Origin of the sequence: Burkholderia sp. CCA53, assembly GCF_001685525.1 — a bacterium.
Taxonomy (GTDB): Bacteria; Pseudomonadota; Gammaproteobacteria; order Burkholderiales; family Burkholderiaceae; genus Burkholderia; species Burkholderia multivorans.
In genome coordinates, this window is the sequence record NZ_BDDJ01000002.1 from 1,771,895 (window position 1) to 1,798,652 (window position 26,758).

Consider the following 26,758-nt stretch of genomic DNA (forward strand, 5'->3'; position numbering starts at 1 on the left):
CGCGCGCGTGCGGGCCGGCACGGGCCGCGCGCGCGACGAAGCGGACCAACGATGACGACGATCGATTCGACGCCGCGCGCAGGCGCGTGGCGCAGCCGGGCGGCGCGTGCGCTGCTCGCGGGCGCGCTCGCGCTGCTGGCCGGCTGCCAGAAGGAGCTGTATTCGGGCTTGTCCGAGCACGACGCGAACCAGATGATCGCGGTGCTCGGCGACGCGGGCATCAGCGCGTCGAAGGACAACGACGCGCGCGATGCGTCGGACCGCAACGCGTGGCAGGTCAGCGTCGCGGACGGCGACATGCAGTCGGCGCTGACCGTGCTGCAGGCGAACGGGCTGCCGAAGCCGAGCTACGCGAGCCTCGGCGAGCTGTTCCAGAAACAGGGGCTCGTGTCGACGCCGGCCGAGGAGCGCGTGCGCTATCTGTACGGCGTGTCGCAGGATCTGTCGCGCACGCTGCAGGACATCGAAGGCGTGATCGTCGCGCGCGTGCAGGTCGTGATCCCGGAGAACGATCCGCTCGCGGACAAGATCAAGCCGTCGTCCGCGGCCGTGTACATCCGCTATCGGCCGGGCGTCGATCTGCGCGCGATGGCGCCGATGGTCAAGGATCTCGTCGCGCACAGCATCGAAGGGCTGCAGTACGACAACGTGTCGCTGTTCCTGCAGCCGGCCGCCGTGCGCGCCCCGCGCGTCGACGGGATCGGCAGTGCGGTGTCCGACATCGTGCGGTTGCGCTCGCCGCTCGGTTGGCTCGTGTTCGCGCTGATCCTGCTGACCTGCGCGGTGATCGCGCTGTCGGCGGCACGGCGCGGGATGTTCGGCGCGCGGCTCGCGGCGCTGCTCGGTGCGCCGCGCGGCGGCAACGGCGCGTCGAACGCGCCGCCGGACGCTGGCGCGCTGCGCACGCCGGACGGCGCCCGCGACGGCGCATGAACGACGGCACATGAACGACGCACGCGTGCCGCCGCCCGACGCGGCCGATCCGCTGCCGTGGCTGCAGCCGCTCGCGCCGCCGCCGGCCGCGCGGCGCGCCGCGTTTCACGCGCTCGTCTGCGAGTTCAACCTGCGGCCGGACCGCTATCTGCACGTGACGCGCGTGCCGGACGACTGGCCCGCGCGCTACCGCTCGCCCGACGCGTTCGGCGCGGCCGGCCGCAAGCTGCTCGCGCGCCATCTGCTGGCCGTGCATGGCGTGGCGGGCCATCACGACTTCGACGTCGCGAACGCGTGCGCGCGCGTGGCGCTGCTGCCGGGCGCGGCGCTCGAGCAGCTCGCCGCGTATGCGGGGCTGCTGCTGCATCGCGGCTGGCTGCGCGACGCGCTGACCGTGCGGCGCATCCGCGCGGAAGTCGCTGCGAAACTCGGCGGCGATGCGCTGACGCTCGCGCTCGAACGCGCGCCCGAATTCGGCGCGCTCGCCGATACGCTCGAACCGTGGCGCGCGGAGCCGGCCATGCTGCCCGCCGTGATTCGCGCGCGCGGCGGGCGGCTGCTGGCCGACTTCATCGGCGCGGCCGGCGACGCGGTCGCGCGCCGCGTGCGGCTGAAGTTCAACCGCGCGATCGACGACGAAGCGCCGTACTGGCTCAATCGCGCGCAGCGCGACCAGTTCGGCGAACTGCTGTTCCTGTTTCTGATTCCCGAGAGGCTTGCGTCATGGGACTGGCTTTTCTGATCACGAGCGACAACCTGCAGCTGCTGTCCGAGCGCAAGGTGCTGAAGGAGCGCGAATACGCGGCGCTGCTCGACGCGTCCGCGGTGATCGCGACCGCGCGCGACGAAGCGCAGCGGATCGTCGCCGATGCGCAGCGCGAGTTCGAGCGGCGCCACGCGGCCGGCTACGAGGAAGGGATGCGCCGCGCGCAGCGCGAACAGGCGGCGCAGACCTACGCGCAGGCGCTCGCGGCCGCGCGCACGATGGAGTCGATGAAGGACGCGATGGCCGAGATCGTCGTGAAGGCCGTGCGCGCGATCGTCGGCGAGATGAGCACGCAGAAGCTGTACGAGGCCGCGCTCGCGCGCATCGCGCCGCTCGTGCGCGACGAGGCGTTCGTGACCGTGCGCGTCGCGCCGGGCCGCAGCGACGAAATGCGCGACGCGCTCGAGCGCGCGTTCGCCGCGCAGACGAACCGGCAGAAGATCCGCATCGTCGAGGATGCGCAACTCGCGCGCGACGCCTGCGCGGTCGAAACGCCGTCCGGGCGCATCGACGCGAGCCTCGATCTGCAGATCGACGCGCTGCGCCAGGCGATTCGCCGCGACGCGTCGTTCGGAGCCGCACGATGAACGCGCCGCACGACGAAACGCCGCCGCCCGGCGACGATGCGGCCGACGCGCCGTTCGACCGCGGCCGGCTCGTCGGCGATCTCGATGCGGCGCTCGCGTTTTTCTCGCCGGTGTCGGTGCAGGGCCGCGTCAATCACGCGGTCGGGCAGATCCTGAACGCGACCGGCATCCGCGCGAGGCTCGGCGAGATCTGCGAGCTGCGCACGCCGAATCAGCCGACGCTGCTCGCCGAAGTGGTCGGCTTCTCGCGGCAGACGACGCTGCTCACGCCGCTCGGCGACGTGGCCGGCCTGTCGCCGGAGACGACCGTCGTGCCGTCCGGCCGCGAGCATGTGTTTCCGGTCGGCGAGGCGCTGTTCGGCCGCGTGCTCGACGGCCTCGGCCGGCCGCTCGACGATCGCGGGCCGGTGACCGGCGCGACCTGGGTGTCGACGCAGCAGGACCCGCCGAACCCGCTCGCGCGCCGGATGATCGACACGCCGTTCCCGACCGGCGTGCGCGTGATCGACGGGCTGATGACGCTCGGCGTCGGGCAGCGCGTCGGGATCTTCGCGCCGTCGGGCGTCGGCAAGAGCACGCTGCTCGGGATGATCGCGCGCGGCGCGCAGGCCGACGTGAACGTGATCGCGCTCGTCGGCGAACGCGGGCGCGAGGTGCGCGAATTCATCGAACATGCGCTGTCGCCGGAGGTGCGTGCACGCTCGATCGTCGTCGTATCGACGTCCGACCGGCCCGCGATGGAGCGCGTGAAGTCCGCGCTCGTCGCGACCGCGATCGCCGAGCATTTCCGCGATGCGGGCAAGCGCGTGCTGCTGCTCGTCGATTCGCTGACGCGCTTCGCGCGGGCGCAGCGCGAGGTCGGCCTCGCGAGCGGCGAGCCGCCGACACGCCGCAGCTTTCCGCCGTCGACGTTCGCGGTGCTGCCGCGCCTGCTCGAACGCGCGGGGCAAGGCGCGGCCGGCTCGATCACGGCGCTCTACACGGTGCTCGTCGAAGGCGACGAGGAATCCGACCCGATCGCGGAGGAGGTGCGCTCGATTCTCGACGGCCATATCGTGCTGTCGCGCAAGATCGCGCTTGCGAACCGCTATCCGGCGATCGACGTGCTCGCGAGCCTGTCGCGCGTGATGCCGCTCGTCGCGAGCCGCGCACATCAGCAGGCGGCCGCGCGCGTGCGCGAGCTGATCGCGAAGTATCAGGAGATCGAGCTGCTCGTGCAGATCGGCGAGTATCGCGAAGGCAGCGACCGGCTCGGCGATCTCGCGCTGCGTGCGCGCGAGGCGATCGGCGCGTTCTGCGCGCAGGCGCAGCACGAGGACGTGCGCTTCGACGCGCTGCTCGCGAAACTGACGAAACTGGCGAACGATCATGTCTGAAGCCGACGACCGCCGCGTGCTCGCGACGCTCGCGCGCCTGAAGCGCGTGCGCGAGATGCGCAGCCAGATCGCGCGCGTCGCGGCCGCGCGGCAGCAGCGCATCGCCGCGCAGAGCCGGCACGCGCTCGATGCCGCGCACGCGCAGCTCGCGCGGCAGCTGGCCGCGAAAGCGGCGATCCAGACGCGGCTTGCCGACGACGCGCGCGACGCACGCACGCTGCAGAACGCCGCTGCCGATACGCGCACGTTCGACCGGCATATCGGCGCGGCGAGTGCGTCGGTCAACCAGGCGGCGCACGTGCATCGCGGCCACGAGGCGACGCTTGCCGAGCTGCAGCGCGCGGCGCGCAAGGCGAAGGCGGCCGAGGACAAGCTCGAGCGCGCCGGCGAGAAAGCGCGGCATGCGCTCGCGGCGCGCGTCGAGCGCGATGCCGACGAAGTCGCCGATGCGTACGCGGTGCGCCGTTTCGCGGCGCCCGGTGTGTGGGCGGCGGACGCCGGCCGACAACCGGACGCGAGCCGCGACACACACGCGGACGCCGCCGCGTTCGATGCCGCCATGACCGCGCAGAAACCGGCGGACGCACAGGCCGGCACGCTGGACGCCGCCGCGAAACCGTGGGACGCGGCGCAGGCCGGCACGACCGATGCCGCCGCGCAGCCCGCCGCCGCTGCCGCCGCCGCGGAGCGCCGATGCTAGATCACGCGTCGGGCTTCAACGACCTCGCCGGCACGCTGCGGCCGCTGCTGTACGTGATGCCGCGCCTGCTGCCGATCATGTTCGTCGTGCCGGTGTTCAACGAGCAGATCGTCACGGGGCTCGTGCGCAACGGCCTCGCGGTCGTGATCGCCGCGTTCGTCGCGCCCGCGATCGATGCCGCGCAGGTCGCATCGCTGCCGTTCGTCACGTGGTGCGTGCTGGTCGCGAAGGAGGCGGTGGTCGGGATGCTGCTCGCCGGTGCGTTCAGCGCGGTGCTGTTCGCGATTCAGGGCGTCGGCTACCTGATCGACTTCCAGACCGGCAGCGGCAGTGCCGCGTTCTTCGATCCGATGGGCGGCCACGAAGGCGGCCCGACGTCTGGATTCCTGAACTTCGTCGCGATCGCGCTGTTCGTCACGGCGGGCGGGCTGCAGGTGCTCGTGCAGCTGTTCGCGCAGTCGTACGCGTGGTGGCCGATCGGCTCGCTCGGCCCCGACTTCTCGTCGATGCTGCAGACCTTCGTCGTGCGGCAGACCGACACGATCTTCGAATGGATGGTGAAGCTCGCCGCGCCGGTGATCATCGTGCTGGTGCTCGTCGAACTCGGCATCGGGCTCGTCGGCCGCGCGGTGCCGCAGCTCAACGTGTTCGTGTTCTCGCAGCCGCTCAAGAGTGCGCTCGCGGTGCTGATGATGGTGCTGTTCCTGCCGGTCGTCTATGCGTCGCTGCACGCGTTGCTGAGTCCCGACAGCGGCCTCGTCGCGCTGCTGCGCGCGTTGTTCGCCGCGCACGGCGGCGGCGCGTGAGCGCGCAGCGCGAAGCGGGGCGCCGATGAGCGAAAAGAACCAGCAGCCGACCGCGAAACGCCTGCGCGAGGCGCGCGAAAAAGGCGACGTGCCGAAGAGCGCGGAGACGATCTCGTCCGCGTTCTTCGTCGGCGTCTGCGTCGCGCTCGCGGTCGGCGTCGGCACGCTGTTCGCGCGGTTGCAGGCGCTGTTCCGGCTCGTGTTCGACGCGGCGGGCGCGGCCGATCCGTCCGCGCGGATCGCGGCGCTGATCGACGCGGCCGCGCGCGACTGGGCGACGCTGTCCGCGCAGATCGTCGCGGCCGGGCTGCTGCTCGGCGTGCTCGCGGGCTTCGTGCAGGTCGGCGGCGTGATGGCGTGGAGCCGCCTCGTGCCGCAGCTGTCGCGCCTCAATCCGGCCGAAGGCCTGAAGAACCTCTGGTCGCTGCGCAACCTCGTCAATCTCGCGAAGATGCTGCTGAAGACGGCACTGCTCGTCGCGACGCTCGGCTGGCTGATCGTCGAATCGCTCGATCCTTCCGTGCAGTCCGGCTTCACGCGGCCGATGTCGATCCTCGCGCTGATCGTGAAGCTGCTGATGCTGCTGTTCGGCTGGGCCGCGCTGATCTACGTCGTGATGGCGCTGATCGACATCGTCCATCAGCGCCACGAGTTCAACCGCAAGATGAAGATGTCGATCGACGAAGTGCGGCGCGAGCACAAGGAAGACGAAGGCGATCCCCACATCGCGGCGAAGCGCCGGCAGCTCGCGCGCGAAGTGCAGTTCGCGTCGCTGCCCGATCGCATCGGATTCGCATCGGTGGTCGTCTATTCGCCGCGCGTCGCGGTCGCGCTCTATTACGGCGGGATCGGCACGCTGCCGTGGGTGCTCGCGCGCGGCGAGGGCGATGCGGCCGAGCGGATCGTGCGGCTCGCGCGCGACGCGCTGCGTCCGACGCTCGCGAACGTCGGCCTCGCGCAGGCGCTGTACGACACGACGCCGGAGAACGGCACGATCCAGCCGCAGCATTTCCGCGAGGTTGCGCAGCTGCTGAAATGGGCGACCGGCGCGCCGTGATGCCCGGCGGCGGGCGCAGCCGCCTCGATATGTCCCCTTGCACTACCGTGCACGACGGCGCTTGACGCCGGTTTTTTTCCGGCCTTGCGTGCCGTTTACCGCGGAATTATTGCTGAATTATTTCTTCGTAAGATGGCGCGACCGTCATGCCGAACGGCGGGCCGCAGGGTCGCGTCGCGCAGGGCGGGTAGTCAACAGGGGCGGACAGGATACATGTGCGGAATCGACGGCTTTCTGAATAGCGTCGCCTTCGATGAGGAGACAGCGCGCGGCACGCTCGCGCGGATGACGGCGAGCCTCGCGCATCGCGGACCGGACGCACAGGGCTTGTGGGTCGATCCGGCGGCCGGGATCGCGCTCGGTCACCGGCGGCTCGCGATCGTCGACCTGTCGGTGCACGGCCGGCAGCCGATGGCGTCTGCGTGCGGCCGCTACGTGATGGTCTTCAACGGCGAGATCTACAACCACCGCGAACTGCGCGCGCAACTCGAGCGCGTCGGACGCGCGCCCGCGTGGCGCGGCCATTCCGACACCGAAGTGCTGCTCGCGGCGTTCGCCGCGTGGGGCGTCGACGCGACGCTGCGGCGCGCGACCGGGATGTTCGCGCTCGCGCTGTGGAACCGCGAATCGCGCGTGCTGACGCTCGCGCGCGACCGCATCGGCGAGAAACCGCTGTATTACGGGCGGATCGGCGACGCGCTCGTATTCGCGTCGGAGCTGAAGGCGCTGCGCGCCTATCCGGGCTTCGACGGCGAGATCGATCGCGACGCGCTGTGCCTGTATCTGCGACATTCCGCGGTGCCCACGCCGCATACGATCTATCGCGGCATCCGCAAGCTGCCGCCCGGCACCTGGATCCAGTTCGAGCATGCGCAGGACACGCCGCGAATCCGCACGTACTGGGCGCTCGAGCACGCCATCGATGCCGGCCATGACGAGCCGTTCGCCGGCACCGCGGCCGAAGCCGTCGACCGGCTCGACACGGTGCTGCGGCAGGCCGTCGCGCGGCAGATGGAGGCCGACGTGCCGCTCGGCGCGTTCCTGTCGGGCGGCGTCGATTCGTCGGCGATCGTCGCGCTGATGCAGGCGCAGTCGGCCGCGCCCGTCGACACGTTCACGATCGGTTTTCACGAAGCGGGCTACGACGAGGCCGGCTACGCGAAGGCCGTCGCCCGCCATCTCGGCACGCGCCATACCGAGCTGTACGTGACGGCCGATCATGCGCTCGAGGTCGTGCCGAAGCTCCCGGCGATCTACGACGAGCCGTTCTCCGATGCGTCGCAGATTCCGACCTTCCTCGTCGCGGAACTGACGCGCCGGCACGTGAAGGTCAGCCTGTCCGGCGACGGCGGCGACGAGCTGTTCGGCGGCTATACGCGCTACTTCCTGACGCCGCGCCTCTGGCGCAAGCTGCATCGCGTGCCGGCGGCCGTGCGCACGCGGATCGCCGGCGCGCTGCACGCGCTGCGCCCCGATCATGCGGACCAGCTCGCGGCCGTCGCGCAGGGCGCCTGGGGCGCCGGCGAGCTGCGCGAATCGCCGACGCGCATCGGCGACCGGCTGCACAAGCTCGGCCACGTGATGACGGCCGACAGCCGGATCGGGCTGTACCGGCTGCTGATGTCGTCGGTCCATCATCCGGAGCGCATCGCGCTCGCCGGGCACGAGCCGCCGACGCCGCTCGATACGGCATCCGCGTGGCCCGCGCATCTGAGCTTTGCCGAGCAGGCGATGGCGATCGACACGCTCACCTACCTGCCGACCGACATCCTGACGAAGGTCGACCGCGCCGCGATGGCGGTCAGCCTCGAAACGCGGATGCCGTTCCTCGATCATCACGTCGTCGAATTCGCGTGGCGGCTGCCCGCATCGCTGCGCTTGCCCGAAGGGCAGTCGAAGGCGCTGCTGCGCCGGCTGCTCGACCGCTACGTGCCGACCGAGCTGATCGACCGGCCGAAGCAGGGTTTCTGCGCGCCGATCGATCACTGGCTGCGCGGCGCGCTGCGCGACTGGGCCGATGCGTTGCTGCAGCCGTCGCGGCTGCGCGACGAGGGTTTCTTCGACGCGGCCGCCGTCGAGCGGCTGTGGCGCCAGCATCAGGCTGGGCGCATGAACTGGCAGCATCAGCTGTGGACGGTGCTGATGTTCCAGGCGTGGCTCGACGCGCAGCGCACCGCCTGACGAGGCGGTGTGCGCCGCTGCTCAGCCGACGTTCAGCGGCTTGCCGATCGGCAAATGCGCGGGATCGCGCGCGGCCGACGGATTGAGCTGCAGAATCTCGCGGAACGCGGCGAGCGCCTGCTCGCCTTCCGGCATCGTGCGGCGATCGGCGGCCGGCACGTGCGCGGCGTCGAGCAGCGTATCGCGGTGCCGCTGGGCGATGACCCATAGCGAATCGCCGTCGACGACGAAGTAGGGTGCGGGCGGCGCCGTCGGCGTGCTGCCCGGCTGACCGGACGCCGGCGCGGAGGGCGTCGCACTCGTCGACGGTGCGGGCGACGGCACGGCGGATGGACCGGCCGACGGCGGCGCGGCGCTCGGCGACGGGCTCGTGGCCGACGGCGACGGCGATGGCGATTGCGATGCACCGCCGGTCGGCGGCACGAGGTTCGACGGCTGCGCGGGCTTCTTCTTGTCGTCGTCGAAATACGTATAGAGCCAGTTGCCGACGTAGATCGCGATCGGCGCGAGCACGATCGCGGTCGGAATCCGGCCGGTGACGGCCTTCGTCAGATTCGGGAAGTGCGTGTCGACGCGCGCGAGCGCCAGGAGCGTCGCCGATATGCTGCCCGATACCGCGAGCGGCCAGGCGACGCCGCTCGCCACGGTCGCATAGCCGGCCGCGATCGTCACGATGTCCGACGTTGCGTCGATGGCGCGGACGACGCGGCTGCGCCGGTCGAGCGACAGGTTGCGCGTCGCGCCGAGATGGATCGCCGCCGTGTAGCCGAGCCCGACCACCGCGCCGATGCCGCCGAGCAGCGGCGCGACGCCGTGGTTCGCCATGAAGTTGTGCACGGCGATCTCGCCGAGCCCGACATAGCCGGCGAGCGCGGCCGAGCGGCCGAGCTTGCCGAACAAGCGCCGCGGGTTGCCGTGGTGCATTTGCTGGATCGAGGTGCCGCCGAGCACGCCCTGCATCTGCGCGATCATGTCGTTCGCGATCAGCTTCGTGTATGCGACCGCGTCCTCGGCCGAAATCTTCTGGCTCGCGTGCAGCGCGAGCAGGCCGTCGACCTTCACGCGCGCCTCGTTGGCCAGCAGCTGCAGCGACGCGCCGCGCATCGGCTTGTCCATCTCGTGCGCGTCGAGCTGGCTCTCGAGCCCGCGCACGAAGCGGTCGAGCACGCGCCGGAACAGGCGCGGATCGCCGCCCTGCAGCGCGCGCACCGAATCCTGATGCAGCGCCTGCACGAGGCGGCCGGTGCGCGCGCCGACGAACAGCGCGTTGCTCGTCTCCTTGAATGCCGGCGAAGTCAGCCCGAAATGGTGCGCGCCGAAGCCGACGCCGAGGCCGACCGCCATCGACAGCAGGTTTTCCCGGTTGAACCACGTGCGCAGGCGGCCTGCCTGCTGCAGCCGCAATGCGTTCAGCTCCGCGTGCGCGGCCTGTTCGGGCGTGATCGGCTCTTGCGGGCCGATCTCCTGCTCGCGGCTCGATTGCGCGCTGACGAGACGGCTGTCGCTGAGCGGCTTCGCATCGTCGACGATCAGCTCCGGCTTCTGCACGATGTCGGTCCACTTCGGTCCGGCAGCCGAGAAGCGGCGTCGCGCGGGCAGTTTCAGCTGTTCCGGGCGGTCGAGCTTGCTGCCGATGTCGCGCTGCCAGTCTTCGGTGAAGCGCCGCGCCTCGGAATCGGGCGCCGGTGCGCGCGCAGGGTCCGCTTCCCATGCGCGCGTCGCATACGCGGCGACCGCATGGCGCGCGCGGTTCAGCAGCTTGGTCGTGTTGCCTTCGTACAGGCGCTCGACGAGCGCGTCGATTTCGGCGGGCGTCATCTTGTTGTCGCGGCCGATGCGGTCGATTTCGGCAAGCAGCATGCGGTGCTGTTCGACGAGCGCGTCGGGCTCGAGCCGTTCGAACACGCGCGTCAGCGCATCGGCGCCGTGGATGCGCTCGAACGTCGACGTGCCGCGCGCACGTGCGCGCGCGACGAGCATCTTGGCGAGCGCCGTCGTCAGTTCCTGGTTCGCGATGAAGTCGGAGCCGTGCGTCGCGTACGACAGCCCGACGTGCACCCACTGCAGCGTCGGCCGGTCGAGCAGCTGGTTCACGAGCTCGACGTGGCCGGCGCCGGGCACCGATTCCGGCACTGCATCCCAACCGTGGAACGTGATCATCACGTGCGGCGCGCGCTCGCGCGGGTGCTTCGCCGCCCATTTCTCGAGCAGCGACGCGAGCCGCACGTAGTCGTGATACTGATCGTTCGTGCCGGCCTGAAAGCGCTCGTCGACGCGCGACACCAGCGCGCGTCCGGATGCGGTTTCGAGCCGCAGCAGGAAGCCGCCTTCCGCGGCCGCGTCGAGCCAGGCATGCAGGCGCTGTTCGGTCAGTTCGTCGAGGTGGACTACATGGCCGTTCTCGCCGGTGATCGTCGCGTTGGCGTAGTTCATCTTCGCGCGCGTCTGGTCGCCGAGCCGCTTCACGTCGTTGACGAATTCCTGCTCGTGCTTCTTGCCCTGCGCGGCCGCGAGCGTATGCGGATCGAGGACGATCGTGACGGCCGCGCCGGCCGCGCCGTTGCGGCGAATCTGCTCGAGGAACAGTTGCGGATCGTCGGTCAGCCGATACGCGCGGCTCATCGGCGCGACGCGATACTGCACGTCGCGGCTCGACTTGAAGAACGACTTGATGATCTGCCGATCGACCGTCGCGGCCGCGCTCAGCTTGCGCTGCCAATCCTTCCAGCGCGGCACGGGTGCATAGCGTGCGCCGCCCGCCGCGTAGTCGCGCGCGACGTGCAGCCATTTGCCGAGCCAGCGCCATCCCTGCGCGTCGGCCATCACGACCGGCGGCGGCGCGTCGCCGGGCCGGTCCTGCAGCTCGAGCGGGCCCGCGCGCGTCTTGCCTTCGCGCGCGATGAACGTCTTCAGACGCGTCACGTACGCGAGCGGATCGGGCATGCCGCCGTCGCCGTAGCGCTGCTTCCATTCGATCTGTGTCGAGCTGACGAGCGCCGGCTGGTACGGCTTGATCTCGAGCACCGGATGCGCGGGCGGCGGCGCATTCTGCGTGCGGGCGGCTGCCTCTGCGCGGTCGATCTGCCGCTGTGTCGCGTCGCGCTCGCGGATCGCGGTCGCTTTCTCGTTGCGCGCCCAGTCGCGGAGTTTGTTCGCCCAGGTGCGGTCCGACGCATGCTGCAGCCGTTCGAGACGTTCGACGCGCTTGTTCAGCGCATGCAGACGCGTGCCCGGTGCGTAGGTGTCGATGCCGTCGGGCGGTAGTTCGGTCAGCAGTAGATGCACGTCGGCGCCGTACGGGCCGCGGCCGAGCGGCGACGCGTCGAGCGGCACGCCCGTGCCGCTCGTGTCGCGCCAGTTCTCGTGCCACAGCAGGTTGCCGTGCGCGTCGGGCACCAGCACGCCGTCGGGTTTCGCGAGGCGGTGCGCGATCGGATCGCTCGTGCGGTACACGTAGACGCGATGCGTGTCGGGCGACAGCGCGCCGCGTTCGGCGAGCGAGAGCAGATGCACCGCGTTGTGGCCGCTGAAGTCGAGCGCGTGGCCGGCATCGGCGGGCAGCAGGTGGGCGGCGACGAGTGCGTCGTGCAATGCCGCGCGTGTGCCGCGCGCAGTCGCAGGCAGCGAAGCGCTCGCAGTGGTCGAGGTGGTCGAGGTGGTCGAGGTGGTCGAGGTGGTCGATGCGGACGAAGCCGACGCAGCCGCGGCCGGGTCCGGCGCGCGCGTGGCGGCCGTGCCCGGCGGCAAGGCGCCGGCCGCCGACGACCGCCGCAGCAGCGCAGCCGCGCGCGCACGCGTCAGCAGCGCGACGCGATGGCCGGCATCCATCGTCCACGCGAGCGACGCGTGGCTCAGATAGCGCGGCCGCACGCGCGACGGCAACCGGTACGTCGTGTCCTTCTTCGGCGCGCGGATCGGATCGAAGCGGCCGATGCGCGCCATCATGTCGGGGCCGATCTCGGTCACGACGAACGCAATGCCGCGCCGGCGCGCACGCGACAGCGGAATCCGGTGACGCGCGCCGCGTCGCCGCACACGCGCATCGATGCGCCGCTGGAACGCGTCGTCGAGCGTGCGCGTCTGCACATGTGCGCCGTCGACCGGCGAATTTTCGTCGTAGTACCAGACGCCGCTGTCAGGATGGCGCGTCGCATGGCCGACGATGTCGCCGGTTTTCCGATCGACCGCGTAGATCGTGTCCGCGTTGCGCGCGCCGGCGATCGCCTTGTTCGCGTTGGAGTAGTGCTTGACCGAGCCGAGCGCGTCGATCGCGGCGGCCAGCGCGTCGTCGACGCGCCCGACGCGCGACAGCCGAACCGGGTCGCCGCCGTGCGCGGGCTCGATCTTCGACGGGCCGCCCATCGCGTCCAGCTCCGCGGCCGTGACCGGCGATCGATAGAAATCGAAGTCGCGGCGCGCGGCGGCCGCCCGGTCGCGTGCATTCGCATCGCGCGCGCGTGACACTGCGTCGTCGAGCGCGCGCCGCTCGTCGCGCGCCAGCGATCGATCGTATCGCGTGATCGTGATCGCGCCGTGTACGTCGACTTCGGCCTCGGCGATGAAATGCGGCGGCGCGTCCGCGCTCGGCGCCGGATCGGCGCGCGCGATCAGCAAATGCGCGCTGCGTCCGGTCTCGCGCGCGAGATCGCGCAGCGCCGGCAGATGGGCGCCTTCGATACGCGTCAGCGTACGCAGGCCGCGCTCGTCGAACCAGGCGCGCGCCCGATTCATGCGTGCGCTTTCGCGCGCGTTGCCGCCGTTCGCACCGGCCGGCCGGTTGCCCGTACCGGGCGCGGCGAGCCTCGGCAGCCGCGCGTCGCCGGTCAGCGCACGCGCGTAGTCGGCGTACAGCACGCGATAGGTCGGATTGCCGGGCAGCGACGTGCGCGTGTCGCCGAAGCGGTCCGCGAGCGCCTGCAGCGCCGCGGCGTCGCCGCTCTCGTACGCATGGCGCGCGGCGCGCGCGAGCGCGTCCGGCAACTGCACGTGAGCCGCGATGTCGCGGCCGCCGGCCGCGAGGATCTCGTCGCGTACGCGATACGCGTTCACCTGCGCACGCGCTTCGGCCAGCAGCAGGCTCCGGACGTAGGCTTCGGGACTGCCGTGATCGAGGCCGAGCGCATCGGTCGTCACGTCGACACCGTGCTGCACCTCGTGCGCGAGCGCGAACACGAGCGTGCCCGCATGACGCGTGTTGCCGTCGAGCACGATCGTGCGCCGCTCGGCGTCCACGTAATGACCTTCGCCGCGCGCGCCGAGCCTGATCTTCCAGCCGTCGCTTTTCGCGAGCCGCAGCTGCGCGGCGAGCGTCGGCGAGCGCGACGCGAGCGCATGGGCACGCATGCGCAGTACGGCGCCGCGGAACCGCATGACGACGCGCTCGATCGTGCCGCCGCGCGGGGCGTATACGCCTTGCTCGGTCATCGCCGGATGGGCGAGGCGGATGCGTCCGTTGTCGAGGCCATCGTGGAGTTTCGCGGCGACATTGTCGATCTGCGAGACGACGATGCCGTCTCGATCGAGCCCCGGCCGGACTTCGCCGGGATCGTGCAGCATGACGTCGCCGTTGCGGCCGAACAGGACTTGAAAGTCATACAGCAGCCGGTGCATCTGCGTGACGCGGCGAATCTTCGCGAGATCGGCGAGGCCGGCGCGCGAGACGATGTCCGGCAGTTTCGCGCCGAGCTGGATGTCGTCGCTGCTAAGCTGCGCGGACGGCTTCAGCACCACGCCGATACGATTGAGCACGGTGAACGGGCCGTCGGTCGTACTGGTCGGCAACCCGTACGTTTCACTCAGCGTGTGGAGCCCGCGCCGGTCGAGTTCCACCGCCTCGTATGCATCGAGCATCCCGTCGCGCGAGCCGTCGCGGTAAATGCCGATCGCCTGACCGGCGCCGGCGTCGAATACCGTCTTCTCCACGCCCGCCCCGAGCACCGGACCGAGGAAGTCGGCCGGATCGACGGTGCGCGCCGGATCGCCCGCGACATGCAGGCGATCGTGCCGCGTATCGACGGCCAGTTCGCCGAGCGAAGGCTGCCGGTACGCGGCGGGCACGTAGCGGTTCAATCCCGACAGGTCCGACAGCGCGCCGGCGTGGCCGACTGCATCGGGATGCGCGGCATAGACCGGCCGCTGCCACAGATTCGCGAGCTGCGCGGCCGCGCCTTCGTTCGCATGGCGGGCAGACAGGATCGTCGTGTAGCCCGGATCGGGCGGCGGCGGGTTGAGCAGCGTGAACGTATGCGGATCGACCGGACGCCCGTCGGGGCCGAGCAGCGTGCCGTCGCGTCGCGACTCGGCCGGCACGATGGCGACACGCTCGTGCCGGTCGATCAGCACGTTGCCGTCGCGCACGAACGCCATCGTCGCGGGCGAGGACGGTTCGGCCGCACCGAACGGCGCCGCGTTGCGCTGGACGTGCGCCTGCGTCCAGGCGACGCGCTGCGCCTGGATGTCGCGCATCGAGCGCGGCTCGTCGCGCGGCGCGGGTGCGGTTTCAGGCGCCGGCATCGCACGGCCGGCGCGCGCGGCGCCGCGATCGAACGCGTCGCTGTAGAACGCTTCGTAATCGCGGCCGCGGCCGCCCGACACCGGTGCGCGCGCGAACGCGTCGGCGAGCGACGCGACCGTGCCTGCGTAATCGTGCGACGGCTGCCAGCTGTCCGCGATGCGCTGGATCGCGTCGGGCAGCCTGACGTGCGCGCCGATATCGACGCCGCTCGACATTTTGATCTCGTAGCGCGCTTCGAATGCATTGATCTGTGCGCGCGCTTCGGCTTCGAGCGCCTTGCGCGTGAAGCGGCGGCGGCCGCCGTAGTCGAGGCCGAGCGACCCGTCGATCGCCTCGACCGCGTGCTTCGCCTCATGCGCGAGCGTGTAGGTCATCGATTCGGGATGCGACAGCGCGCCGTCGAGCGTGACCTGCTTCTTGCGCGTATCGATCCGGCTGCCGCCGCCGCGCTTGCCGACGCGCACGCGCCAGCCGTTGTCGTCGAGCATGCGCAGCTGCTGCGCGAGCGTGCCGGACTGCTGCGCAAGCGCGCTGACCTCGCTCGGCAACGGCGCACCGCCGAAGCGCATCTGCACGCGCGCGAGGAGGCCGGGCTTGGCGGCGTCCTGGCCGGTCTCGGCGATCTCGGGATGGGCGAGCGTCACGTCGCCGCGTTCGACACCGCGCTCGAGTAGCTGCAGCTGATCGTCGACGCGGTCGTGCGTGCCGCGGTAGCCGTCGCTGCCGGTTTCGATCCGGCCCGGATCGGTCATCAGCAGGCGGCCGTCGTGATAGACGCCTTGCACGTCGAAGTAGAGCTGCTTCTCCGCGATCAGCGTCTTGAGCGCGCGCAGCTGGTCGAGCGTGTCGGCTTTCAGCGTGCGCGGCAGCACGCCGCGCTCGACGTCGTGCGTATGCAGTGCGCCGCGCGGCTGATACAGCACCGCGACGCGATTCGCATGCGAGAACGGGCCGTCCATCGATACCGTCGGCAGCGCGAAGCGCTTGTTCAGCAACGCGAGCGCCGCCTTCTCGCCGATCGCCGCGTCGTGCTGCGCGGCGCGCGTGCTCGTCAGGTCCTCGTATAGTCCGACCACCGCGCCGCGGCCGAGCGCGAAGCCGCCTTTCTCGTTGCCGAACGCGATCAGCGCGCCGAGATGCTCGTCGAGGTCGACGGGCTTGCCGGTGTCGGCGTGGAATACCGTCGTGCCGTCCGCATGCAGCGCGCCGAGCTCGACCTCCGGATGCGGCGCCGGATCGTAGCGCAGGTAGCCGCTCGTCGCGCGCAGCGTGCCGTCCGCCGCGAGTGCGCCGCGCGGCGCGACGAACACCGACCGGTTCCACACGTTCGCGAGTTCGGGCGCCAGTTGCGCATCGGCGTGCTCGGCGATCAGCACGATCGGTTCCGGCATGTCGGCCGGTGCGCGAAACGCGTAGCGCGCATCGAGCGCGAGTTCGTGCCCGCTCAGCGGGGTGCCGGCCTTCGTCGCGAACGCGCCGTTGTTCGCGTCGTTGCGCACCACGTACAGCGTGCGGCCGCCGTATTGGTGCTGCTCGACGAGCGGCCGGCGCGACGTCAGCGTGACGTCGGCCTCGCGTGCGACGAAGCCGCCCGACAGCGGCGACGCATCGACGGCGTTCAGCAGCGTCCATGCGACGCGCTGGCGAAACGTCAGCGGCTTCGACGTGCCGCCGCCCTCCGGTTCGACGACGCGCCGGTAGCGGATCGCGCGCGTGTCGGCGCTTTGCCGGTCCGCGTGCGAGACGAGCCGGTTGTCGTGATCGTTCTCGGCCGAGCGTTCGCGCACGCTCGCCGATGCGCGCCGGATCTGCGACGTATCGCGTGCGGCCGTCGCGGCCGGTTCGTCGGCCGACGTGGCGGCGGTCGTGCGCGTCGGCGCCGCGTCGCCCGGCTGCGCGGGCTCGGCCGCGGCCGGGCGCGAGTCGGGCGGCGGCGCGTCGTCGTGCGGGACGGTCTCGTCGGGCGTCGTCGCCGTGCGCGGCGGCGCGATTTCGTGCGCGTACTTCAGCTCGATGCCGTCGGACACGCTGAGCCCGCCGTGCTCGTCGGCCGTGATGCGCGCATCCGTCGCGTAGCGATCGAAACGCGTCAGCGCGAGCCCTTTCACGCGCTCGCCGAGCGTGATGGTTCCGTCCTGATCGAGAAACGCCGTCGATTCCGTCCGGCTGCGCGCGCCGGTATTGACCGCGTTGCCGCGGTTCAGCACGCGGATCGGCACGCCCTTGTACGTCAGGATCCGGTTGCCGGCACGCAGCGTGCCGTCGGCCGCGACGGTCACGGTCTTGCCGTCCAGCGTCGCCTGCTGGCGTCCGATCCGCAGCGTGCTCTCTGCCGCATACTTGTCCTGGCCGACCGTCACGCGCTCGTCGCCGATCCGCACCGCCTGATTGCCGAGATCGCGCGCGCCGAAGCTGCCGGTGCGGCGCACGATGCCGGTCGACAGCGCCTTGATCCGCTGCGGGCCCGCGGCCAGCCCGGCGTTCAGCAGGAACGACGTCGCGTCGTCGGCCAGCCGGTCGGTGTGGCCCGTCGCCGCGTCGTAGCCGAACTGGGCCGCGGCGTCCGCGGCGCCGCCGTACGCGGAGGCCTTCGTCGCGAACGACGTGCCGGTCGCGACGCGCGATGCGAACGTCTGCGCGTCGCCGCCGGCGCGTTCGACGAGCTTGGCGACCGTCGCCGTCTTGCTGCCGAATGCCAGCACCTTGCCGACGCCGCCGACGCCGAGCGGCACGAGGTTCAGATAGTCGGCGCGCGCGCCCGCGTCGAGCGGATTGATCGTCCGGTCGTGCTGCATGCGGTTCACGAGGTCGTAGCCCGAGTTCGCGACGGCCGCGGCGGCCGACGTGTACATCATCCCGGTGCCGACCGCATTGAGCGCGATGCCGAGCGGTGCGCCGAACACGGTCGCATCGAGCAGGCCGCCGCCGACTTCGAGCGCGAGGCCGCCGAGCAGCATCCCGAGATTGACGTCGCCGGAGCCGAACGTGTGCATCACGCTTTCCCACCAGCTGTCGTCGTGCGCGCTGTTGCGATGATCGATCTGCGCGACGCCGTTCGCGCCGTAGCCGGTCGCGATGTCGAGCGTGCCGTCCGACGAGAGCTCGTTGTCGTCGATGAAGTTGTCGATGCTCGAATACTTCGAGCCCTGATCGTCGACGTAGTGCGTGTCGCCGCTCGCGTTCGTCACCTTGAAGATCGCGCTCGTCACGAGGCCGGCGTCCTTCGACGCGTAGACGATCGGCATTACGTTCACGCGCGTGCCGTCGCCGCCGCCGAGCTTCAGCAATTCGTCGCGCACCTTGTCGATCGACGCGAGCTTCTGGCCGTCGGTGAACTGCGCGGCGTGCGGCGCATCGCTCGAGGCGTCGGGCGACAGGCCGATCGCGACGCCGACGAGGTTGCGCTGCTGCGTGGCGTCGAGCTTGCCGAAGTCGATCGTGCCGCCGTGCTGCGTCGCTTCGCCGGCCTTGTCGAGCAGCGACTGCGACAGTTCGCTGCGGTGCGCGCCGAAGAACTCGGACAGCGCTTTCGCGTAATCCTTCTGGTCGCCCTCGGTCTTGCGCGCGCGCAGCCGTTCGTCGAGGTGCGCGTCGAATTCGTTGAACAGCACCTGCTGGTGCAGCGTTTCGCCGATCAGCCGCGTGCGGTCGACATCCTTGTTCGCCTGGTCGAGCGCCGCACGCGCGTCGGACAGCTGCTGCGCATACGGGTTCACGACGAACGGCACGGGCGCCGTCAGCGGAATGTTCTTCGGCACGCCGTCCTGCGGCTTCGCGACCGCGAGCAGCGAAGGCGTCGGGCCCGCGCCGTGATCGCGGTTCCATGCGTCGTACTGCTGCTGCAAATCGTCGACCTTCGCCTTCAGGCCGGCCTGCTTCGCCTGCGCGTCGGCGAGCGTCTGCTTGATCGCGCGCTCGTTGACGACGGCCGTCATCCGGTCGGTCGCGCCGTGCAGCGACGAGGCGATCGTCTTCAAGCCCTTGATCTCGAGCGGCGTCGGATCGTTCGCAACGCACATCGTCCGATGATCGTAGCGGTCCTGCACGCCCGCGGCCACGTCGTCGTAATGGATCGCGAGCGCATTGCCGTACGCGGAGACGAAGCCGTCGTGCGCGATGCTCGCTGCCTCTTTTCCTTTCGTCAGCGCCGCGTACGCATCGCTGACGCCGCGCGCAGCGTCCGGGTCGCGCACCGGCACGCGCGTGCCGTCCGGGCGCAACTGCGTCGCATCCTGCCGCGCGGCATCGTAGCGGCCCTGCAGTTCCTTCACCTGCCGGTTCGCATACAGCATCTGCAGATAGCCGGCGCTCATGCGCGCGCTCGCCTGTGCATGGTTGAGGCGGTCTTGCTGCGCGCCGACCGTCGTCGACATCACGGTCGGCCCGTACTTGCCCGATACCGCGTTGTACGTGATCTGGATATCGGCGACGTCGGCCGCGTCGCTCGCGGCATTCACGCACGCATTCGCGTAGTTCGCGTCGTCGACGGCGCTCGCGAGATTCGCGCGCGCTTCGTCGGGCTTCAGCCGTTCGGGCACGTCGATCACGCGGCCGAGCGGCGCGAGTGCGTCGTTGACGCGCGCGATGCCGGCGTTCATCGCATCGGCGAGCTCGCCGTCCGACGCGTACGACTGCAGCTGCGCATAGGCGAGATTCGAGTTCGCGATGTCCGCGTTGTGCCGCGCCTTCGCGGCGGACAGCTTCGCGTCCGCGCGCTGCCAGGCGTCGTACGCCTGCTTCTGCTGCGGCGTCCAGTGCGCCTGCGACGCCTGCGTCGGATCGTCGCCGAGCCCCGGCACGGCCGCCTTCAACTGCGCGAGCGCCGCATTCGCGTCCGACTGCGCGGAGCCGGCGCGGTGCGGATCGAGCGCCTGCTTGTCGTGATCGGCCTGCTGCGCGTACGCGATCATGTAGCCCGCGTCGGTCGTCACGTTCAGCTCTTTTTCGGCGTTCGCCGTCGCCGCATGCGCGTGGTCGTAGTCGGTCTGCGCGCGGGCGATCGCATCCTTCGTCGACGACGGATCGTTCTGCGCATTCGTGAGCGCCGTCTGCTTCTGCGCTTCGTCCTTCAGCGCGTTGTCGTACTTCGTCTGCGCGCCCTGGATCGCCGTTTGCGCGGCCTTCGTCAGCGGATCGTCGACGGTGATGTCGGGCGGCTTCGGCCGATACTGTTCGGCCAAGCTGCGGATCAACGAGGTCGCGGACGCGATCTCGGCATTGGTCGGGTTCGACGGATCGGTATCGGGCGTGACCTGCACGGTGACGGCCGGCGGCGGCGTGTCGACGCGCTGCTTGACCGGATCGCTCGACTGCTGCGCGGCCTGGCTCGCCGCTTTCGCGCGCTCCGCCTCGAGCGTGCGCTCGAGAAACATCATCCAGTTGACGCCCATTCCAACGCCGTCGATGTCCAGCATGAAGCCCTCCGGTCGGATGCCGGGCAGAGGGGCGCGCCGCTGCCCGGCAGCGGGCGCCTTCAGCCTAGACGAAGAGTCTAAAAGGGCGCGTGCGGCGTGCGTGCGAGGCGTTTCGTAGCGCATCGCCGCTACGCGGCGGCGGCCGCGCCGACGCTACGAACGACGCGCGCGCATCCGGCTGCCGCGCTTGCGCCGCCCGCTCACTGGTCGAGACAGCGCACGCACAGCCGCTTCGCCTGGCTCGGCGGCAGCCCGCGGCACATCATCATGACGGGGCGTGCGTGGCACGACGGCGCGTCGGCGGAGGCGGCCGGCGACGGCAGGCGGCGCGCGCGCTCGGGCGGCGTGGCGGCGGCCGCGTCCATCCGCCGCTGGCGCGCGGGCGGTGGCACGTCGGGCACGACCGGAATCGGCGCGACGCCGCCTTCGCGCGCGTTGCGCTGTGCGCTCGCGACGACGCGGCTCACGTAGCCGCTCGAAAAACCGGTCGTGAAATTGCCGCTGTAGTAGCACGACAGCGCCGCGCGCAACGCGGCCTGCGGCGCGCGGCCCGTGCCGGCCGAGCGTGCGAAGCAGTCGGTGAGGATCGCGCCGCCCGCGCGCAGATTGCGGCACGGCTCGAACATCGTCGCGTCGTCGAGGCCGTATTTCGCGAAATTGCGCTCGTTCACCTGCGCGAGGCCGACGCTGTAGCTGAAGCCGCGCGCGGCCAGCGCGCGCACGGTCGCGCGCGCCTCGTCGAGCGACGTCGGCTGGCGCGTCAGATGAGCGCCGACGACGCCGATCGCATACGGATTGAAGCCCGATTCGGTGCGCACCAGCGCGGCGAGCGTGTCCGGATCGACGTTCGGTGCGCAGGCGCGCGCGAGTTGCGCGAAACCGCCGCTGCCCGACGACGCGCGCGCATGCGCGACGCGCGGCGGCACGCAGGCGAACGCCAGCGCGACGAGCGCGACCGTCGCGCATAGCGCGGCGGCTGCGCTGTGCAGGCGGCGCGCGTTCATCCCGCCCCCGCGACGCGGTACGACAGCACGAGCCCGTGCACGAGCAGCGACCAGCCGTCGAGCGCGACGAACAGCAGCAGCTTGAACGGCACCGAGATCGTGGTCGGCGAGATCATCTGCATCCCGAGCGCGAGCAGGATGTTGGCGACCAGCAGATCGACGACGATGAACACGATGTAGATCACGAAGCCGATCTGGAACGCCTTCGTCAGTTCGGCGAGCGTGAAACTCGGCACGAGCACGAGCAGATCGTCGTCCTTGATGTCGTCCGCGCGGTTCTTCGGCCAGACCGACGTCGCGGTGCGCACGAAAAAGTCGCGGTCGCGCTGCCGCGTGTGCGACACGAGGAAATCCTTGATCGGCGGCAGCGCGGCGTCCGTGAGCACGCCGACGTCCGCCGTCGACAATTGCCCCGACGTATCGAAGTGGCGTGCCTGCAGCGCGTCGCGGATCGACATCCCGACGGGCGCCATGATGAACAGCGACAGAATCAGCGCGATCCCGTTCAGCACGAGATTCGGCGGCACTTGCTGGACGCCGAGCGCCGAGCGTAGCAGCCCGAGCACGACCACGAGCTTCGTGTAGCTCGTCACCATCAGCGCGGCGAACGGCGCGATGCCGAGCGCGGCGATCACCGCGATCAGCGCGACCGGATTCGGCAGGTTGCCCATCGGTCAGCGCTCGCGCGGCGCGGGTTGCGTCAGCGTGACGACGCGCACGCCGAGCTTCTGGCCGACCGCGATCAGATGGCCGGTGCCGATCAGCATCCCGTTGGCGACGAGATGGATCACGCTCTGGTTGATCCCTTGCTGCAGCTCGATCACGGCGCCGGGTTGCAGCGCGCTCAGCTCGCCGAGCGGCATCGACGTCGGCGGCAGCTCGAAGCGCAGGTCGACCGCGAGGCCGTCGAGCGAGCGCGGCGCATCGGCGGGCGGTGCGTCGGGCGCGGCGGCGGACGCGGAGTCGGTGCGGGGCGGTTCCAATGGCATCTCCCTGATTCGCTGGACGGTCAGCCGGTTGCCGGCCGGTCGTCCGGTGATTTCCCACGCGGGCGCGGCCCGCACGTACGCGACGCACAGCAGGTCCTGCTCGTGCGCGCGCCAGTGTTCGATCGCGATGATGTCGCCGGCGACGACGTCGGCCAGTTCGGCCGCCGTCAGCGCGGTGCGGCCGAGCTCGAACGCGAGCGGGACCGGCAGGTTCGCGTAGAGGGCCGCCGCATCGGGCCGCGCGGCCGGCGCGGACGCGAAGAACACGGCGAGCGCGTCCGGCGCGTCGAACAGCAGGGCGCCGTGGCAGCGCCACGCGCCGTCCGCGCGACGCAGCTCGAAGCGCAGCGCGGCCGGCGACGCGGCCCACGCAGGCGCCGGCTCGGCGGGCGGCAGCAGTTCGACGCGCTGGCGCGTGGCGGCCTGCAGCGTCGCCGCGAGCGGCGCGCCGAGATCGGCAAGCAGCGCCGCGCGGATCACGGCCGGGACGGCCGGATCGGCGGCGTCGCCGAGCCATTCGGTTTCGGCGAGCGGGTCGAGCCACAACGTGCCGGTGGCGGGGCCGACGACGAACCGGTAGGCGTGCGCGTCGGCCGCCGGCTCCGCGTCGACGCGCCAGCGCACCGCGTACGCGTGTTCGCCGAGCGCGATCGGCACGGCGGCCGTCGCGCCGTAGGCATGCGACAGCCCGCGTGCGGTCGCGGCCGACACGCGCGGCAGCGCGGGCGACGCGTCGAGCGCCAGCACCGCGGCGGGCGGCGTCGCGCGCGTCGTGGCAGCGGACGGCGCGGCGCGGTCCGCGGCGTCGTCGGCATTCGTCAGGAACAGCGCAGGCACGGCGGGATCGGAGCGAATTCGGCGTGAGTTCGACGGGTTGTTGTGGCCGGTGGCGCAGGTCGCGCGCGGCTGCTGCGTCGATTGTAGGGAGGCGGCCGTGTGCGTGCGGCGCCGGAATCCGTAGTCGTGCGCATCGTGTCGTCGCGCGGCGGGTGCGGATTTACGAGGCGCCATGACCGGCGCTTTGCGCGACGGTTGGAAGGCGATCGCCGCCTTAAGGCGGCGACCGTGTCGCGACGGGAACCTATCGCAGGGCAGGCGAGCCGTGCGATGCGCGTTGCATCGCGTCGTGTCGCTGCGGGGAGCGGCGGCCGGCACGCCGCATCGCGCGGCGCGCCGGCCGATCGTTACAGATAGTCGGCCGAGATTGCCGCTTGCGGCGCGGTGCGCACGAGCGGCGCCGCGTCGTGGCGCTCCACGTGCGTCATCGCCGCGCCGAACAGCACGAGGCGATAGCCGACCGCGTAGATCGGGATGATCCGCAGGTTCTTGTCGTGATCGAGCTGCAGCTTCGAGCGGATCCGCGAGATGTGCGTGTCGAGCGTGCGCGACGACACCGCGAGTTCGCGGCCCCACACGGCCTCCTGGATCGCCTGCCGCGGCACGATCTTGTTCATGTTGTCGAGCAGGAATTCGACGACGTCGAATTCGCGCGGCGTGACGTCGACGGGTTTCTCGTCGATCTCGATGGTGCGCCGCACAAAGTTGATTTTTATGTTGTCGATGTACAGGTATTTGCAATCCATGATGGCCCTCGCTGTCCGTAAAGGATTGTTGGCAAGCTGTTTACTGCAACTTCCGGGCCAGACGGATCGACGGTGACGTGGGCTCATGAGCGAATCGCGCGCGGGCGTTGAATTCAAACGCACTTTCGGTACTTTGCAGGCGCGAGGCGGTACGCGGGCGGCGGCAATCTTGAAGGATTGTTACGTAGCGCGGGCGCGCAAACGTTACGCACGTTACGGCGCACGTAACGTAGCGGGCGCGGAAGGGGGAGCGGAGCGGGCGCCGGGCGAGCGTTGCTGCGGGTGCGATGGGTCGCGAGGCGCCAGTTGGCGTGATCGGGCGTTCATGTTCATCGTGTATCGCAGCGGATGGCTACGGAGGGCAACGAACGGCGCGGCAGCGGGAGGCGATGGGGCAGCGTGAGGCGATGAGCAGCGGGAGGCGGATGGGGACAGCGGCAGGCGGCGGGGCGCAACGGGCCGAGGCCAGTTGCGCCAGCGTGACAGCGGGGCGCCGAGACGCCGAGACGGCGGAAAGGCGGAAAGGCGGACAGGCGGAAAGGCAGCGAAGGCAGCGAATGCGACGAGGCCAGCCGCCGCGCCGGCCGCCGCGCAGTGTGCGCGGCCGACCGGCGCAAGCGATCAAGCGATCAAGCGCTCGCGTTCGTGCCCGAATCGAACGGCAGCACGTAGTGTCGCTTGCCGGTGGCCGCGAAGATCGCATTCGCGACCGCCGGCCCGATCGGCGCGACGCCCGGCTCGCCGACGCCGGTCGGCGCTTCGGCGGACGGCACGATATGCACCTCGACCTTCGGCATCTCGGCCATCCGCAGCACCTGATAGCCGTCGAAGTTGCGCTGCTCGACGCGCCCGTCCTTCAGCGTGATCGCGCTGTGCATCGCCGCGCCGAGCCCGAAGCCGATACCGCCTTCCATCTGCGCGGCGACGATGTCGGGATTGATCGCGATCCCGCAATCGACGGCGCAGACCACGCGCTCGACCTTCACCTTGCCGTCCGCATCGACCGATACCTCGGCGACCTGCGCGACATAGCTCTTGAACGCCTCGGCCACCGCGATCCCGCGTCCGCGACCTTTCGGCAGCGGCTTCGCCGGATCCCAGCCGGCCTTCTGCGCGGCCAGTTCGAGCACCGCCCGCATGCGCGGTTCCTTGGCCAGCAGGTCGCGGCGGAACAGGTACGGATCCTTGCCGGCCGCGTGCGCGGCTTCGTCGATGAACGCCTCGACCGCGTAGGCGGTGTGCGAGCTGCCGACCACGCGCCACCAGAGCACGGGCAGGCCGACCTTGGTGGTCGTCAGTTCGACCGACACGTTCGGCACCGCGTACGGCAGGTTCGCCGCGCCCTCGACCGACGTCGCGTCGATGCCGTTCTTGACCATGAAGGCCTCGAACGGCGTGCCGGCGAGGATCGACTGGCCGACGATCCGGTGACGCCATCCCACCAGCCGGCCGTCGGCGGTCAGGCCCGCGTCGAGCTTGTGGAAGTACATCGGACGATAGAAGCCGCCCTGGATGTCGTCCTCGCGCGTCCACTGCAGCTTGACCGGCTTGCCGTCCGCGCCGAGCGCCTTCGCGATCGACACGGCCTCGACGACGTAGTCCGACCACGCATTCGCGCGCCGGCCGAAACTGCCGCCCGCGTAGAGCGTATGGATCTGCACCTGCTCGGGCTTGAGGCCCGCGACCTTGGCCGCATTGCCCTGGTCGACCGTCTGGAACTGGTCGCCGGCCCAGATCTCGCAGCTGTCCCTGGTCAGCTTGACGACCGCGTCGAGCGGCTCCATCGGCGCATGCGCGAGGTACGGAAACTCGTAGCTCGCGCTGATCTTGCGCGCGGCGCCCGCGATCGCCGCGTCGGCATCGCCGTCCTTGCGCGCCGATGCGCCCGGCTTGGCGGCCAGCTGCCGGTATTCGCGCATGATCTCGTCCGAGCCGCGCTTTTCGGCGTGCGTTTCGTCCCATTCGACCTTCAGCGCGTCGCGGCCTTGTTTCGCGGCCCAGAAGCCGGTTCCGACGACCGCGATGCCGGCCGGCACCTGCACGACCGACACCACGCCCGGCACGGCCTTCGCGGCCGTCGCGTCGAACGACTTCACGGTCGCGCCGAAGCGCGGCGGACGCTGCAGCAGCGCGACGCGCATGCCGGGGAACGTCGTGTCGAGCGTGAACTGCGCGGTGCCGTTCGATTTCGCCGATGCGTCGACGCGCGGAATGCGATGGCCGATCAGCTTGAAGTCGGCCGGCTGCTTCAGCACGACCTTGTCCGGTACCGGCAGCTTCGATGCGTCGGCGACGAGCGTGCCGTAGGCGGCCGTCTTGCCGCTTTTCGCGTGCGTGACGACGCCGTTGGCGGTCGTCAGTTCGCTTGCCGGCACGTTCCAGCGCGCGGCGGCCGCCGACACGAGCATCGCGCGCGCCTTGCCGCCGGCTTCGCGCAGCTGCTGCCACGAGTTCGACATCGCCGAGCTGCCGCCCGTGCCCTGCATCGTGCCGAAGGCGAGGTTCGCATAGTGCTTCGCGTCGGCCGGCGCGCTTTCGACGCGCACGCTCGACCAGTCGGCGTCGAGCTCCTCGGCGACGATCGTCGCGATGCCCGTATAGGCGCCCTGGCCGAGTTCGACGTGCTTCGCGATCACCGTCACCGCACCGTCGGGCGTGATCCGCAGGAACGCGTTCGGCGCGAATGCGCCGGCATCGGGCGCGGTCGTCGCGGCGAGCGCGCGGCGGCCGAGGCCGGCCCATTCGAAGCCGATCGTCAGGCTGACCGCGGCCGCGGCGCCCGCGGCTTTCAGGAACGTGCGGCGCGACGGGCGCACCGAATCGCGCGTATCGAGTTCGATCGTCATGG

Annotated in this window: 14 protein-coding genes; 8 read left to right on the forward strand and 6 right to left on the reverse strand. The window is 70.8% G+C overall.

The window, feature by feature from the left end; translation table 11 throughout:
- Positions 1 to 51: 51 nt before the first annotated feature.
- The 8 genes from sctJ (at position 52) to asnB (ending at position 8,406) form a co-directional block, all read left to right on the forward strand.
- Positions 52 to 933, forward strand: coding sequence for a type III secretion system inner membrane ring lipoprotein SctJ (gene sctJ, locus BCR55_RS24165; RefSeq protein WP_053298337.1), 882 nt, complete (start codon positions 52 to 54; stop codon positions 931 to 933).
- Positions 934 to 943: 10 nt separating this feature from the next.
- The gene (locus BCR55_RS24170) at positions 944 to 1,675 is read left to right on the forward strand and encodes a SctK family type III secretion system sorting platform protein (RefSeq protein ID WP_065496746.1); all 732 of its coding nucleotides are present in this window, start codon (positions 944 to 946) and stop codon (positions 1,673 to 1,675) included.
- Positions 1,657 to 2,286: a type III secretion system stator protein SctL gene (gene sctL, locus BCR55_RS24175; protein ID WP_006409966.1), complete on the forward strand. Its 630-nt coding sequence runs from the start codon at positions 1,657 to 1,659 to the stop codon at positions 2,284 to 2,286. The genes BCR55_RS24170 and sctL overlap by 19 nt, the downstream gene beginning before the upstream one ends.
- Positions 2,283 to 3,662 carry a type III secretion system ATPase SctN gene (gene sctN, locus BCR55_RS24180; RefSeq protein ID WP_006408405.1) on the forward strand — a complete coding sequence of 460 codons (1,380 nt, stop codon included), beginning with the start codon at positions 2,283 to 2,285 and terminating at the stop codon, positions 3,660 to 3,662. The genes sctL and sctN overlap by 4 nt, the downstream gene beginning before the upstream one ends.
- A complete protein-coding gene (locus BCR55_RS24185; protein WP_065496228.1) occupies positions 3,655 to 4,362 on the forward strand; it encodes a hypothetical protein in 708 nt (235 codons plus the stop codon). Before sctN ends, BCR55_RS24185 begins: the two co-directional genes overlap by 8 nt.
- Entirely contained in the window at positions 4,356 to 5,168 is an 813-nt protein-coding gene (gene sctT / locus BCR55_RS24190) for a type III secretion system export apparatus subunit SctT (RefSeq protein WP_039217166.1), read from the forward strand. The genes BCR55_RS24185 and sctT overlap by 7 nt, the downstream gene beginning before the upstream one ends.
- 25 nt (positions 5,169 to 5,193) lie before the next feature.
- Positions 5,194 to 6,225, forward strand: coding sequence for an EscU/YscU/HrcU family type III secretion system export apparatus switch protein (locus BCR55_RS24195; RefSeq protein ID WP_053298341.1), 1,032 nt, complete (start codon positions 5,194 to 5,196; stop codon positions 6,223 to 6,225).
- Positions 6,226 to 6,438: 213 nt separating this feature from the next.
- Entirely contained in the window at positions 6,439 to 8,406 is a 1,968-nt protein-coding gene (asnB, locus tag BCR55_RS24200) for an asparagine synthase (glutamine-hydrolyzing) (RefSeq protein ID WP_065496230.1), read from the forward strand.
- A gap of 21 nt (positions 8,407 to 8,427) precedes the next feature.
- Here asnB and BCR55_RS24205 read toward each other — a convergent pair whose 3' ends face one another.
- The 6 genes from BCR55_RS24205 to BCR55_RS24230 form a co-directional block, all read right to left on the reverse strand.
- The gene (locus tag BCR55_RS24205) at positions 8,428 to 20,334 is read right to left on the reverse strand and encodes an LWXIA domain-containing protein (protein WP_065496234.1); all 11,907 of its coding nucleotides are present in this window, start codon (positions 20,332 to 20,334) and stop codon (positions 8,428 to 8,430) included.
- Between the two features lie 200 nt (positions 20,335 to 20,534).
- Positions 20,535 to 21,338 carry a lytic transglycosylase domain-containing protein gene (locus BCR55_RS24210; protein ID WP_065496236.1) on the reverse strand — a complete coding sequence of 268 codons (804 nt, stop codon included), beginning with the start codon at positions 21,336 to 21,338 and terminating at the stop codon, positions 20,535 to 20,537.
- A complete protein-coding gene (sctR, locus tag BCR55_RS24215; protein WP_065496245.1) occupies positions 21,335 to 22,009 on the reverse strand; it encodes a type III secretion system export apparatus subunit SctR in 675 nt (224 codons plus the stop codon). The genes BCR55_RS24210 and sctR overlap by 4 nt, the downstream gene beginning before the upstream one ends.
- 3 nt (positions 22,010 to 22,012) lie before the next feature.
- Complete coding sequence (gene sctQ, locus BCR55_RS24220; protein ID WP_065496247.1) at positions 22,013 to 23,164, reverse strand: type III secretion system cytoplasmic ring protein SctQ; 1,152 nt, start codon at positions 23,162 to 23,164, stop codon at positions 22,013 to 22,015.
- Positions 23,165 to 23,511: 347 nt separating this feature from the next.
- Positions 23,512 to 23,910: a winged helix-turn-helix domain-containing protein gene (locus BCR55_RS24225; protein WP_006396607.1), complete on the reverse strand. Its 399-nt coding sequence runs from the start codon at positions 23,908 to 23,910 to the stop codon at positions 23,512 to 23,514.
- 629 nt (positions 23,911 to 24,539) lie between these two features.
- Positions 24,540 to 26,756, reverse strand: coding sequence for a xanthine dehydrogenase family protein molybdopterin-binding subunit (locus BCR55_RS24230; RefSeq protein WP_065496250.1), 2,217 nt, complete (start codon positions 26,754 to 26,756; stop codon positions 24,540 to 24,542).
- Between the last annotated feature and the right edge of the window lie 2 nt (positions 26,757 to 26,758).